The sequence below is a fragment of the Corynebacterium guangdongense genome (assembly GCF_030408915.1).
Classification (GTDB): domain Bacteria; phylum Actinomycetota; class Actinomycetes; order Mycobacteriales; family Mycobacteriaceae; genus Corynebacterium; species Corynebacterium guangdongense.
In genome coordinates, this window is the sequence record NZ_CP047654.1 from 1,588,752 (window position 1) to 1,602,679 (window position 13,928).

General features: G+C 66.3%; 10 protein-coding genes. 7 read left to right on the forward strand and 3 right to left on the reverse strand.

What is annotated here, in order from left to right:
• Positions 1–63 precede the first annotated feature (63 nt).
• The 3 genes from CGUA_RS07560 (at position 64) to CGUA_RS07570 (ending at position 4,830) form a co-directional block, all read left to right on the forward strand.
• Positions 64–1,137 carry a PAC2 family protein gene (locus CGUA_RS07560; protein ID WP_290194313.1) on the forward strand — a complete coding sequence of 358 codons (1,074 nt, stop codon included), beginning with the start codon at positions 64–66 and terminating at the stop codon, positions 1,135–1,137.
• A 105-nt stretch (positions 1,138–1,242) separates the two neighbouring features.
• Entirely contained in the window at positions 1,243–3,786 is a 2,544-nt protein-coding gene (locus tag CGUA_RS07565) for a DEAD/DEAH box helicase (protein ID WP_290194315.1), read from the forward strand.
• Between the two features lie 75 nt (positions 3,787–3,861).
• The gene (locus CGUA_RS07570) at positions 3,862–4,830 is read left to right on the forward strand and encodes a hydrogen peroxide-inducible genes activator (RefSeq protein ID WP_290194317.1); all 969 of its coding nucleotides are present in this window, start codon (positions 3,862–3,864) and stop codon (positions 4,828–4,830) included.
• An 82-nt stretch (positions 4,831–4,912) separates the two neighbouring features.
• On the opposite strand, the gene CGUA_RS07575 is transcribed toward CGUA_RS07570, so the two are convergent.
• Positions 4,913–5,902, reverse strand: a complete 990-nt coding sequence (locus tag CGUA_RS07575) for a hypothetical protein (protein WP_290194319.1) — start codon at positions 5,900–5,902, stop codon at positions 4,913–4,915.
• A gap of 113 nt (positions 5,903–6,015) precedes the next feature.
• Between CGUA_RS07575 and hrpA the strand changes: the two genes are divergently transcribed.
• Positions 6,016–9,924 carry an ATP-dependent RNA helicase HrpA gene (gene hrpA / locus CGUA_RS07580; RefSeq protein ID WP_290194322.1) on the forward strand — a complete coding sequence of 1,303 codons (3,909 nt, stop codon included), beginning with the start codon at positions 6,016–6,018 and terminating at the stop codon, positions 9,922–9,924.
• On the opposite strand, the gene nrdR is transcribed toward hrpA, so the two are convergent.
• On the reverse strand, positions 9,921–10,376 hold the full coding sequence (gene nrdR / locus CGUA_RS07585) for a transcriptional regulator NrdR (RefSeq protein ID WP_290194323.1): 456 nt from the start codon (positions 10,374–10,376) through the stop codon (positions 9,921–9,923). The genes hrpA and nrdR overlap by 4 nt on opposite strands.
• Before the next feature lie 107 nt (positions 10,377–10,483).
• On the reverse strand, positions 10,484–10,849 hold the full coding sequence (locus CGUA_RS07590; RefSeq protein WP_290194326.1) for a hypothetical protein: 366 nt from the start codon (positions 10,847–10,849) through the stop codon (positions 10,484–10,486).
• Positions 10,850–11,076: 227 nt separating this feature from the next.
• Between CGUA_RS07590 and lexA the strand changes: the two genes are divergently transcribed.
• The 3 genes from lexA to CGUA_RS07605 all read left to right on the forward strand — a co-directional run bounded on the left by lexA (position 11,077) and on the right by CGUA_RS07605 (position 13,867).
• A complete protein-coding gene (gene lexA / locus CGUA_RS07595) occupies positions 11,077–11,799 on the forward strand; it encodes a transcriptional repressor LexA (protein WP_290194328.1) in 723 nt (240 codons plus the stop codon).
• A 181-nt stretch (positions 11,800–11,980) separates the two neighbouring features.
• On the forward strand, positions 11,981–12,766 hold the full coding sequence (sugR, locus tag CGUA_RS07600; RefSeq protein ID WP_290194329.1) for a transcriptional regulator SugR: 786 nt from the start codon (positions 11,981–11,983) through the stop codon (positions 12,764–12,766).
• Between the two features lie 123 nt (positions 12,767–12,889).
• Entirely contained in the window at positions 12,890–13,867 is a 978-nt protein-coding gene (locus CGUA_RS07605) for a 1-phosphofructokinase family hexose kinase (RefSeq protein ID WP_290194331.1), read from the forward strand.
• Positions 13,868–13,928 lie beyond the last annotated feature (61 nt).

Sequence of the window (13,928 nt, forward strand, 5' to 3'; positions counted from 1 at the left end):
CGAACCCCGTCCCGGGGGCGCGTTAGAGTCGTTGAGTAGCGGTTTGAGGCAAGGAGGCCTGTCATGAGCGACGAAAACAGGATGTATGAGTTGGAGTACCCCTCCCCGGAGGTGGGTTCGGACCAGGCTGACGGTCCGACGATGATTATCGCTCTCCAGGGGTATGCGGACGCCGGTCACGCCATTGACGGGGTCTCCCGGCATCTGCGGGCCGCGCTGGAGTCGGCCACGATCGCTTCGTTCAGCAATGACGAACTGATTGATTATCGTTCCCGTCGGCCGGCGGTGACCCTGGAGCAGGATCATCTGGGGGAGTTCACCGATCTGCAACTGGACATCCGTGTGCTGCGCGACGCCAATGACAAGCCCTTCCTCCTGTTGTCGGGTCCGGAGCCGGATTTCCGCTGGGAGAGCTTCACCCAGGCGGTCGCGGACCTGGCCGACAAGTACCGGGTCGGGCGCACCATCAGCCTCTACGCCTCCCCAATGCAGGTGCCCCACACTCGTCCCATGGTGGTGATGGCGCACGGCAATTCCAAGGACCTGGTCGGGGATCTGGTGACCTGGGATGCCCGGCTCACCGTTCCCGGCGCGGCTGCGCTGTTCATCGAGCGGGAGCTGCACAAGCGCGGCCACAATGTGGGTGGCTTCACGGCGCAGGTGCCGCATTACCTCTCCCAGTCGCCGTACCCGCTGGCGACGCACCAGCTGCTGACCGCCATCCAGGACGCGACCGGGCTCAAGTTCCCGCTGCGCAGTCTGGAGGCGGACATTCAGCGGGCGAACCAGCAGCTGGGCCAGTACATGGAGGCCAACCCGGAGATCATGCATCTGGTCCACGCACTGGAGGCGCAGTACGACCAGGAGCTGGAGCGTTACCGCCAGAAGCATCCGGACATGCGTCTTCCCGGCGAAGAGGCGATGCCCTCGGGCGATGAGCTGGGTGCCGAGTTCGAGGCCTTCCTGGCCTCGATCGAGGACGGGACCAATGCCCCGGAGGAGCCGACCAGCCGGGGCCGCGGTGAGCTCAACGGCCCGTCGTCGGAAAACATCTTCCCGCTCGGTGAGGACGCCGGTGAGACCGATGAGGACACCGACCCCGGGGAGGACTCCGGCGAGGGCCGGCGCCCGGAGTAGGCGCGCCCCTTCCTTTCTGCTCCACGCCCGCCGGGTCGACGCGTCAGCGGTACCCCGGCGGGCGTGCGCGTCGATACACCGAGGGGGTGAAGTACCCTGGCAGGCGTGACTCTCGCCGAAATGCTTCCTGACCTGACAGACGTTCCCGAGTCGCTTCTGGATGAAGCCATCTGGGGGAGCTTCCTCTCCTGGACGCGTACCCGGGGCATCAGCCTCTACCCGGCTCAGGAGGAGGCGTCCCTGGGGGTGCTGGCCGGTGACAACGTCATCCTGGCCACGCCCACGGGATCAGGCAAGTCGATGGTGGCCAACGCGGCGCACTTCATCGCCCTGGCCAAGGGGCAGCGCACGTTCTACACCGCGCCGATCAAGGCACTGGTGAGCGAGAAGTTTTTCGCACTGTGCGAGATCTTCGGACCCGAGAACGTCGGCATGATGACCGGTGACGCAACGGTAAACGGCAAGGCCCCCATCATTGCGGCGACCGCGGAGATCGTCGCCAACATCGCGCTGCGTGACGGCGCTGACGCGGCGATTGACCAGGTGGTCATGGACGAGTTCCACTACTACTCGGAACCCGACCGCGGTTGGGCGTGGCAGGTACCCCTGCTCGAGCTTCCGAAGGCGCAGTTCCTCCTCATGTCGGCGACCCTGGGTGACACCGCCTGGCTGGAAAAGGACCTCACCGCCCGCACCGGCCGTGCGACGACCTATGTCGGCGGTTCGGAGCGCCCCGTCCCCCTGGACTTCCACTACGTCTACTCCCCCGTGCACGAGACCATCGAGGAGCTTCTCGACGCCGGCAAGGCCCCGATCTATGTCGTGCACTTCTCCCAGCGGGAGGCCACTGAGCGTGCCCAGGCGATGACCAGCCTCAAGATCATCGACGAGGAGACCAAGCAGCGCATCGCCGCCGAGATCGGCGACTTCAAGTTCACCACCACCTACGGCAAAGAGCTGTCCAAACTGCTGCGCCGGGGCATCGGCGTGCACCACGCGGGCATGCTGCCGAAGTACCGACGACTGGTGGAGAAACTGTCGCAGACCGGACTGCTCAAGGTCATCTCCGGCACCGACACCCTGGGCGTGGGGATCAACGTGCCCATCCGCACTGTGCTGATGATTGGACTGGCCAAGTACGACGGCACGCGGCAGCGCATCCTCAAGTCCCGCGAGTTCCACCAGATCGCGGGCCGCGCCGGGCGGGCCGGTTATGACACCGAGGGCACCGTCGTGGTCGAGGCGCCGGAGCACGAGATCGAGAACGTCAAACTGCGCATCAAGGCGACCACGGATCCGAAGAAGGCGAAGAAGATTCGCAAGAAGTCCGCCCGCGAGGGCGAGGTCACCTGGTCGGAGAAGACCTATGAGCGGCTCACCGTCGCCGAGCCCGAGCAGCTGAACAGCCAGTTCAGGGTCTCCAACTCCATGTTGCTCAATGTGCTGGCCCGCCACGGCGAAACCTACGAGCACATGAAGCACCTGTTGCGCACGAACCACGACACGCGCAGCAAACAGAACGCCGACATTCTCACCACATTGGAGCTCTTCCGCGGCCTGCTGAGAGCGGGCCTGGTCAAGCGCCACGTCAAGGGCCGGGACATCTACGGACGCACCTACCACCTGGTCAAGGAACTGCCCCGGGACTTCGCGCTCAACCAGCCGCTGGGTCCCTTCGCCCTGGCTGCCCTGTCGCTGCTCGACCCGGAGAGCGAAACCTACACCCTCGACATCATCAGCGTCTTCGAGGCGATCCTCGACGACCCCCGGCAGATCCTCAAGGCGCAGGAGTCCGCCGCCCGGGGCGAGGAGATCGCCCGGCTCAAGGCGGACGGGGTGGAGTACACCGAGCGCATGGCGCTCATCGAGGAAGTCACCTACCCCAGGCCGCTGGAGGAGCTGCTCGAGCAGGCCTTCGAGACCTTCGGGGAGGGCAACCCCTGGGCCAAGGAGTTCGAGCTCTCCCCCAAGTCCATCGTCCGAGACATGATCGAACATGCGATGACCTTTTCCGACCTGGTCGCCACCTACTCCCTGGCGCGGTCGGAGGGGGTCGTGCTTCGCTACCTCACAGACGCCTGGCGCACGCTGCGCAATTCCGTCCCGGCCGAGTACGTCACGGAAGAACTCGCCGACATCATCGAGTGGCTCGGCGCGCTGATCAAGCAGGTCGACTCCTCGCTGGTCGACGAGTGGGCCCGGATGGGCGACGAGGACACCCCCATCGATGAGGAGACTCTCCAGCGCGAGCTGGCCTTCGGCGTCGAGGACCCGGAGGCGCTGACCGCCAATCCGCGAGCCTTCACGGTCATGGTCCGCAACCTCTTCTTCCGCCTGGTCGAAATGTTCGCCTTCGAGCGCGAGGAGCAGCTCGAGCAGATCGTCGGGTACCTCGGCGACGAGGCGCCCGACTGGGCAGCCGCCCTGGACGACTACTTCGCCGAGTACGCTGACATCGACACCACCAACGCCGGCCGCGGCCGTGAGTACTTCCACGTGGAAAAGCACGACCGTCGGTGGACGGTGCGCCAGACGATCAAGGATCCGGAGGGCGACAACTCCTTCGCACTGGTCGGGGTCGTCGATCTGGACGCCTCCGATGAGGCCGGGGAGGTCCGGCTCGAGCAGCTTCGGGTCGAGCAGGTGTGAGGCCTTTTCGATAAAATCGAAATGGGTCCCGCCCGGATGGCCTGAAACTTATTGCCTGTATGTATAGTTATAGCCATGAGCAATAAGGAGTATCGCCCGACGTTGGCCCAGCTGCGCACGTTCGTGACGATTGCCGAGAACAAGCACTTCGGTACCGCCGCCAACAAACTGAGCATTTCCCAGCCTTCACTTTCCCAGGCCCTGGTGGCGCTGGAGACGGGACTCGGAATCCAGCTGATCGAGCGTTCCACCCGAAAGGTCATCGTCACCCCCGCCGGCGAGCAGCTCCTGCCCTACGCCAAATCGACGCTGGAGGCCGCCGACGCCTTCCTGGCCCAGTCCCGTGGCGCGCACGGCACCCTGACCGGCCCGCTGACCATCGGCCTCATCCCCACGATCGCCCCCTACATCCTGTCGGGCCTGCTCTCGGCCATCAACGAGGAGTTCACCGACCTGGAGCCGCGCATCGTCGAGGAGCAGACCAAGTACCTGCTCCAGCAGCTGCGCGACGGCCAGATCGACGTTGCCGTCATCGCCCTGCCTTCGGAGGTCACCGGCATGATCGAGCACTCCCTGTACACGGAGGATTTCGCCGTCGCACTGCCGGAAGGCCACCCGCTTGCCAACCGCAACGACCTCACGCTGGAGGATCTCGCCGATCTCGAGCTGCTGCTGCTCGACGACGGGCACTGCCTCCGCGACCAGGTCCTCGACCTGTGCCGACGGGCCTCCCTCAACCCCTCCGAGGTCACCAACACCATCACCCGCGCCGCCTCGCTGACGACGATCATCCAGCTGGTCATCAGCGGTCTCGGCGCGACCCTGGTCCCGATATCCGCCATCGAGGCCGAGGCCCGCCGACCGGGTGTGGCCATCTCCTACTTCGCCGAGGGGGTCCAGGCCGAACGCGAGATCGGACTGGTCTACCGCTCCTCCTCCACGCGCTCGGTCGAGTTCCTGCGCCTGGGTGAGCTAGTCACCTCCGCCTTCCAGACGGCCGTCGCCGAGCAGGAACCCGTGCGCTCCGAGGCCGTCGTGAAGTAGCCCCGCCCACGTCCCGAAAGCCAGGGCACCCCGCAGAAGCCTTCTGTGGGGTGCCCTGGCTCTTGTCGCGGTGGCGGCCGTGTCAGCGGGCCGGAATCGCCCCACCGGCCGCCTGGCGGTACATGTGCGCCTGGGCCAGGTACCACGGGCCGACGAGGAAGATCGCCGCGACGCCGAAGGTCAGCACGACGGCCAGGACAGCCAGGACTCCGGCCGCCGCATAGGTCAGCAGCAGCCGCAGGTAGTTCCGGATCCCGGCCCGGAAGCCCTCCCGGACGGAGCCGAGAAGATCGGCCCGGCGCTCCACCAGGTAATAGGGCATGAACACGACCAACGGGTTTAACAGGACGCTGACCAGGAGCACCAGCGCGAGCGCCCCGACCAGGGCAGCCAACCACGCGGCAAGCTCCGCCTCGGTGGCCAGGTCGAGCGCCGTCGGATCGGCGAACTGGTCGACGGAGCCCAGGAGGATCCCGCCCGCCACCAGCGCCATCAGCGCGGTCGTCAGGAGGCCGATGATGAACTGCAGCAACAGGGTCGGCCAGAAGTTGACGTCCCGAGTGAAGTGGCCCCACCCCATACCCGGCTCATCGACCTGGTGCAGCGCTCCACGCAGGGCGAACACGCCGACCGCCACCAGCGCCAGGCTGACCAGAACATTGAGCACGGAGCTGACCGCCATACCCGCGCCGTTCACCCCCGGCGTGCCAACGAGGCCGCCGATCGCACCGGCCAACCCCGAGAAGGCCATGAAGACCAGCACCCCGAGAATCCAGACGGGCCAGTTGCGGTAGGCCTGCCGAAACCCCCAGGAAATGGCACGCATGACGTCAATTCGACCGCTGCCCTGTTCCATGGCGGCCGCGCCGAGCGGCCGGGGTCGGTACCCGCCGTCGACTCCCTGGCGGTAGCCCATCCCGTAGCCCATTCCGTAGGAGGGGAAGGCGTGGGGACCGGCGTCCTCCGGATGGGGTGTCGGCCGGTAGGCGGGAAGATCCGGGGAGGCTTTGTCGGCGCCGTCACGTCCGGCCTGGTCGTCGTCGTTGGGGGATCCGTGGTACGGACTGCTCATCGCTGGCTCGCTTTCTTCCGGGTTTGCCGTCTCCTACGCTATCAGCGCCCGGGCCACTGTCGCCGCGCCGAATTCCCGCTGACCTCGCGGAAAGGTAGGCTGTCAAGTCGACTATGACTAGTGCTGCTGATGCCCCCACCCGCGATGAACTCTACGACGCGCTCGCCGGAGTCTCGCTCGCCGACGAGCGCTCCTTCCGGCGACGCCTGCGCAAGGCCCGCGCGCCCAAGGCCCTGAGCGCGATCGGCGACGAGATCGCCCAGGCCGCCGCCCGGGTGTCGGCGATCGACGCCGCCATCCCGGAGATCGAGTACCCCGAGCAGCTCCCGGTCTCCGCCCACCGCGACGAGATCGCGGAGGCCATCGAGAACAACCAGGTCGTCATCATCGCCGGCGAGACCGGCTCCGGCAAGACGACCCAGATCCCCAAGATCTGCCTTGATCTGGGGCGGGGACGCCGCGGCCTCATCGGCCACACCCAGCCGCGCCGACTCGCGGCCCGCACCGTCGCCGAACGCATCGCCCAGGAGCTGGGACAGCAGATCGGCGAGACCGTCGGCTACGCCATCCGCTTCGACGACCGGATCTCGAAAACCTCCGCGGTCAAGCTGATGACTGACGGCATTCTGCTGGCGGAGATGCAGCGCGACCGATACCTCAACGCCTACGACACCATCATCATCGATGAGGCCCACGAGCGTTCGCTCAACATTGACTTCCTGCTCGGTTACCTGAAGACGCTGCTGCCCCAGCGCCCCGACCTCAAGGTGATCATCACCTCCGCGACGATCGACCCGGAGCGTTTCGCCGAGCACTTCGCGTCGGCCGACGGCTCCCCGGCCCCGATCATCGAGGTGTCCGGGCGCACCTACCCGGTGGAGATCCGCTACCGCCCCCTCCAGTTCGAGGCGGCGGGCAAGCTGGTCGATCAGGACCCGCTGGACGGACTGTGCGAGGCCATCGAAGAGCTCATGGCCGAAGGCCCGGGCGACATTCTCTGCTTCTTCGCTGGAGAACGCGACATCCGCGACGCCATGGAGGCCATCGAAGGGCGCCGCTGGCGGGGCGTGGAAGTCACCCCCCTGTTCGGGCGACTCTCCAACGAAGAGCAGCACCGAGTCTTTAGCCCCCACTCGGGCCGGCGCATCGTGCTGGCGACCAACATCGCCGAGACTTCCCTGACCGTGCCGGGCATCCACTACGTCGTGGACACCGGCACCGCGCGCATCTCCCGATACTCGACCCGCACGAAAGTGCAGCGTCTGCCGATCGAGCCGATTTCCCAGGCGTCGGCGAACCAGCGTTCAGGACGTTCCGGCCGTGTGGCCGACGGTATCGCCATCCGTCTGTACTCCCAGGAGGACTTCGAGTCCCGCCCCGAGTTCACAGACCCGGAGATTCTGCGCACCAACCTGGCCAGCGTCATCCTCCAGATGATCTCGCTGCACCTGGGTGACATCGAGGCCTTCCCCTTCATCCAGCCCCCGGAGAACAAGGCCATCCGGGACGGGGTGAACCTGCTCCACGAACTCGGCGCCCTCGAGGAAACGAAGGACGCCACCGACTCCCCGCACGTGCTCACCAAGGTGGGCCGCGAGCTCTCCCGACTGCCGGTCGACCCCCGGATGGCCCGCATGCTCGTCGAGGCCAACCGTCTCGGTGTCCTGGACGACGTCACCGTCATTGTCGCGGCCATGACCATCCAGGACGTGCGTGAACGCCCCACCGAGGAAAAGGCGCAGGCTGATCAGAAGCACGCCCGCTTCAAGGACCAGAACTCCGATTTCCTGGCTTCGCTCAAACTATGGGACTACATCAACGAATCCCGCGACGACCTCTCCGGCAACCAGTTCCGCAAGCGCATGAAGTCGGAGTACCTCCACTACATGCGTATCCGCGAGTGGTACGACCTCGTTCGCCAGCTGCGCGACGTCTCCCGCCAGCTCGGCTGGTCCCGCCGGGAGGACGTCGCCACCCCGCGGGATCCGGACGGCATCCACCAGTCACTGCTGACGGGACTGCTGTCGAACATCGGAGCGCGGATCGGCAACTCCAAGGAGTTCCAGGGCGCCCGTGGCACCAAGTTCATGGTCTTTCCCGGGTCTGCGCTGGCCAAGAAGCCCCCGGAGTTCATCATGGCCGCGGAGCTGGTCGAGACCTCGCGCCTATGGGCACGCGACGTCGCCTCCATCGAGTCCGTCTGGGTCGAGCGCGCCGGCGGTGCCCTGCTCAAGCACACCTATTCCGAACCGGTGTGGTCCCGCAAACGCGGCGCGGCCATGGCCCACCAGAAGACCACCCTATACGGGGTGACCATCGTCGCCGACCGGCTGGTCCCCTACCACCGGGTCGACGCCGAGGCCGCGCGGGACATGTTCATCCGCCACGCGCTCATTGAGGGTGACTGGAACACCCACCACGAGTTCTACCGCCGCAACTCCGACCGTCTGGCCCACGCCGCCGAGTTCGAGGAGAAGGCCCGCCGACGCGGCCTGGTGGTTGACGAGGACACGCTCTTCGACTTCTACGACGCCAAGCTTCCGGACTCGGTGACCACCTCGCGTACCTTCGACCGGTGGTGGAAGACAAAGGGGACCGAGGACCCGGACTTCCTCGACTTCGATCCCGCCGCCCTGCTCAGTGACGATGCCGCCGCCATCACCGGGGAAGCCTTCCCGGACACGTGGCGGGCCGGAAGCCTGACCTTCGATCTCTCCTACCTCTTCGAACCGGGCCATCCCCGCGACGGCGTGAGCGTGCACGTGCCCGTTCCTCTGCTCGCCGGCGTGAGCACCGAGGGGTTCGACTGGCTGGTGCCTGGTCTGCGCGAGGAGCTGGTCACCGAGCTGATCAGATCCCTGCCCAAGCCGGTGCGCCGCACGGTCGTTCCGGCACCGGATTTCGCTGCCCGGGTGATGCCGTTGCTGCGCCCGCTGGAATCCCCCCTCATCGAGCAGGTCGCCGACGCGTTGCGTCACCTGGGGGGCCACGGCATCAACGCCATCGACTTCCAGCCCGCGAAGTTGCCGCCGCACCTGAAGATGACCTACGCGGCCGTGGACAAGCGCGGCAAGATCATTGACTCGGACAAAGATCTCGCCGTTCTCCAACAGCGCCAGGCCGGTGCGGTCCGGGCGTCGGTGAGCAAGCGGGCCCGCAACGTCGAGACGGATTCGGTCCCGACGTGGACGGGTGAGAATCTCGGTGACGTCCCGGAGGAGATCACCCAGACCATCGACGGCCACCAGGTGAAGGCCTACCCCGCGTTGGCCGCCACCAAGGACGGCGTGGAGGTCAAGGTTCTGCCCACGAAGGCCGCCGCTGACGCGTCCATGATGACGGCGACGCTGACGATGCTCATGCGCTCCATCACTGTCAACGCCAAGCAGATGGTCAAGGGACTCCCCCTGCAGCAACGCGTGGCCATCGACCATTACCCGCACGGCGGCCTCGACGGCCTGGTCGAGGACGCCCGAGTCGCGGCCATCCGCGACCTGATGATGAAGAACGGTGGCCCGGTCCGCTCCCCGGACAAGTTCGAGGAGCTGTGTGCCCGGGTCGCCCCCGGAGTCCCAGGAGAGGTGCGTCGGGTGGTCGTGGGGCTGGCCCCGGCGCTGGTGATCCACTCGAAGGTGGTCGCGGAACTGGACAAGTGGTCAGGTCCCGCCATCGACGACATGAACCGCCAACTGGACTTCATGCTTCCCAGGCAGGCGATCACCGTCCACGGGCTGATTCACCTGCAGCACCTCGGCCGATACCTTGACGCCATGCTCATTCGGCTCCAGGAGATGGGGCTGGATCCGGACAAGGACGCTGACCGGCAGGACGTGGTCGAATCGGTCAAGCGGTACCTCTCGACGAAGCTGAAGACGTTGCCGACACACAGGGCCAATTCCAAAGCCGTCCGCGACATCGGCTGGATGATTCAGGAACTGCGTGTCAGCCTGTTCGCACAACGTCTGGGCACCGCCCGGCCCATCTCGGCCCGCCGGATTGAAAAGGCGGTCGACAAACTCTAATCGTCGCGGTCGCGTCGGCGCATGAGCCGGATCTCCGACTCGAAGTCCTCCGCGCTGTCGAAGGACTTGTACACCGAGGCGAAGCGCAGGTAGGCCACCTCATCCAGTTCGCGCAGCGGATCGAGGATGGCCAGGCCGATCTGGTTCGCGTCGACCTGGGAGCTGCCGTGACCGCGCACGGTCTCCTCCACCTCCTGCGCGAGCTTTTTCAACGAGTCGTCGGACACGTCCCGCCCCTGGCACGCACGACGGACGCCTCGGATGAGTTTTTCCCGGCTGAAGGGCTCGGTCAGCCCGTTGCGCTTGACCACCAGGAGAATGGCCTTCTCCATGGTGGTGAATCGGCCGTGGCACGAGGTGCATTCCCGCCGACGACGGATTGTGGTGCCGGCGTCGATGACGCGGGAATCAATGACTCGGGACTGCTCATGGTGGCAGAACGGGCAATACACGTGGGGTCACCGTTTCAGAATGGTGGGCGGAAAAACTGCTGAAGGCCAAGTGTAGACCCGGCCCCGACCGGGACTGAAGCCGCCGCTGAGCGGCGCAGCACCCCGGCCTACTTGGCCACTTCGGCGGTCACGGTGGAGACGTAACCGGGCTCCAGGGCCGGTTCCGCCTCCGCCAGCAGGTGCAGTGAGCCGGCCACGAGAGTGAAACCCAGCGCCGCCCCGAGCAGGAAGGTTCGCCGGTTCTCCCGGCGAATGTCGCCGGCGCCCCGGAGAGCCCCGGCGGGAGATTCCCCTTCGGTGGCGGACAGTGGCCGGGGGCAGTTCGGTGTGAGTGTTCGAACGGGGGCGCCGACCTGTGCGCCGCACCGGCCCGGCGTCGGCTCCCAGACGGAAGCCGCAGGGACCACCCGGCTGATCGACGTGTTGTGGCGACGGTTGGTGCTGTTCAGAACGGAGGAATGGGTCATCGTCATGGTCCTGTCTGTGGGGGCGTTGAGGTGAAATCTACGAGGGCGGGCCGACACCGTTCGACCAAAACCGCTCACACGTTCGATACCGCTCGTGTGTTCGATTAAAGCATTCGTTCGAAAATTTGTCCACAGTTCCGCGATCCTGCTCGAACATGAGTGCAGTTTCGTGATAGGAAAGAGGGTGACGTCTGCTTGACCCGGCAGAACGCCCGACAAAACCAGGAGCATCCATGGCCGAGAAGAAGACGGCGAAGAAGAGCGGCAAGCAGAAGCCGGACGCCGCAACCCTAAGTGACCGGCAGCGACGGATTCTCGAGGTCATCCGTGACGCCATCGTGCTGCGCGGCTACCCGCCCAGCATCCGGGAGATCGGTGACGCCTGTGGCCTGCATTCGACCTCCTCGGTGGCCTACCAGCTCAAACAACTGGAGGAGAAGGGCTTCCTCAAGCGCGATCCCAACAAACCCCGCGCCGTAGACATTCGTCACCTGAATGAGAACGGGATGGGCCCGGCGGCGCCGGCATCGACCGGTCGGGCCGCCGCGCCGGCGAAGGCCGGATCCCCGGACGACACGGTCGGCACCACCTATGTTCCGGTCGTCGGCCAGATCGCGGCCGGCACGCCGATCCTCGCCGAACAGAACATCGACGAGTACTACCCGATGCCCGCCCACCTGGTGGGCGACGGAGAGCTGTACATGCTCCGGGTGGTCGGCGAATCCATGCGTGACGCCGGCATCCTGCCGGGCGACTGGGTCGTCGTCCGCTCGCAGAAGGTCGCCGAGAACGGCGACTTCGTCGCCGCGCTCCTCGACGGCGAGGCCACCGTCAAGGAGTTCCACAAGGATTCCTCCGGCGTCTGGCTGATGCCGCACAACGACGCCTTCTCCCCCATCCCCGGTGACGACGCCGAGATCATGGGCAAGGTCGTCTCTGTCATGCGCAAGCTCTGAGCGCCCTCCCCCCAGCGTGCCCGCCGGGCGCCGGGCGCGACCGGTCGGCGCCCGTGGTTTTCCCACCACCCCCGCTGGGGACCCGACTCGGCGAAAGTCCGAATGTTTGGGAATAATGGGGCCAGAATGTCCGAATGGTCATATGCCGGAAAGTCCGGGAGTGCGAACGGGAGGGGAAACCATGTACGCCGAGGAACGTCGTCGCCAGATTGCCTCGTTGACCGCGGTCGAGGGCCGGGTCAACGTCACCGAACTCGCCGAGAAGTTCGGTGTCACCGCCGAGACGATACGACGGGACCTTGCGGTACTCGACCGCGAAGGCATCGTGCACCGGGTTCATGGTGGCGCAGTGGCCAGCCAAAGTTTCCAAACCACGGAGTTCACGCTCGATGACCGCTTCCGTTCCGCCCCTTCGGCGAAACTGGCCATCGCCCGCGCCGCGGTCGAGCACCTCCCCCCGGCGGGCGGGTCCGTGTTCCTCGACGCCGGCACCACCATCAACGCCCTGGCCGATCTGATGGCGGAGAACCCGGCGGCCGACCAGTGGTCGGTGGTCACCAACAGCCTCCCCATCGCGCTGAGCCTGTCAGCCCGGGATCTCGACTCCGTGCAGCTGCTGGGCGGCCAAGTCCGCTCCATCACCCAGGCCGTGGTCGGTGACACCGCCCTGCGCACGTTGGCGCTCATGCGCGCGGACGTCGCGTTCATGGGAACCAACGCCCTGACCCTGGACCACGGCCTGTCGACGGCGGATTCACAGGAGGCCGCGGTCAAGGCCGCGATGGTGACCAACGCCCATAAGGTCGTCGTGCTCTGCGACGCGACCAAACTCGGTAACGACTATCTCGTCAGTTTCGCCGCCATCGACCAGATCGACGTCATAATCACGGACTCGGCGGCCCCGGAGCCCTTCATCGAGGCACTGCGTGAACGGGAGATCGACGTCATCATCGCCGACGCCGAGTAAGCCTGTCCCCCGGTTCCGGATGCCGGGGATCGTGAGCGTAGTCGGTAACATCATTCCCAGACATCCGGTTGGTGCCAGGCTTTCCCGGCCGCACGCCGGGGCCGGGAGGGAGACCGCCGCACCATGATCACCACTTTGACGCCCAATCCGAGCATCGACCAGACGATGGCGCTCAGCGAGGAACTTCACCGCGGGCGGGTGCACCGGCCCCACGAGGTGACGCGTACCGCAGGCGGCAAGGGCATCAACGTCACCCGCGCCATCGCCCTGGCAGGGCGTTCTTCCGTGGCGGTCTTCCCTGCTCCGGCCAACGATCCCTTCATCGCCCTCGCACTGGAGTCAGGCTTCCGTTTCCACAACGTCGACGTCCACGACCTGGTCCGGATCTGCATGACGGTGACCGAACCGGACGGAACCACCACCAAGTTCAATGGCCCGGGCGCGCGTCTGTCGGCGAATGAGGCGGATCTCCTCGTCCAGGATTTCCTCATCTCCTCCTACAACGCCTCCTCCGTCGTCCTGGCGGGTTCGCTGCCGCCCGGCCTGGACATGGACTGGTACAGCACGGTGATCGAGCAGGTGCGTGCGCAGCGTCCGGAGATCTTCATCGCCGTCGACACCTCGGGGGAGGCACTGTGGGAGACCGTCCACGGTTCCGCCACGGGCACGCCCGACCTGATCAAGCCCAACTCCGCAGAGCTCGCGACCCTGGTCGGCTCCGACTGGAGCGGCGACGACATGGAGGCCGCGGCCGCCGAGGGTGATTTCGCCCCCGTTGTCGCCGCCACCGCCGCCCTGCGCGATCAGGGCATCTCCCAGGTACTGGTCACCCTGGGCGGGGCAGGGGCGTTGCTGGCCACCGAGGAGGGATCCTGGCACGCCAGTCTGAGCGAGCCGGTCACGGTGGTTTCCACGGTGGGGGCGGGCGACGCCGCCTTGGCCGGCTATCTCATGGCCCTGCACTCCCGCCGGTCTCTGCCGGTGGCCCTGGCCCAGTCAGTCGCCTACGGGACCGCGGCCATTTCGCTGCCGGGCACACAGATGCCCACGCCCCAGCATGCCGACGCCCGGCTGATCAACGTCGTCCCCGTCACAGTCTGACGCTGCCCCCTCACCGTGCTTTACACTGTGATGGCATCACGCTTCCGAACGGAAAGGGACA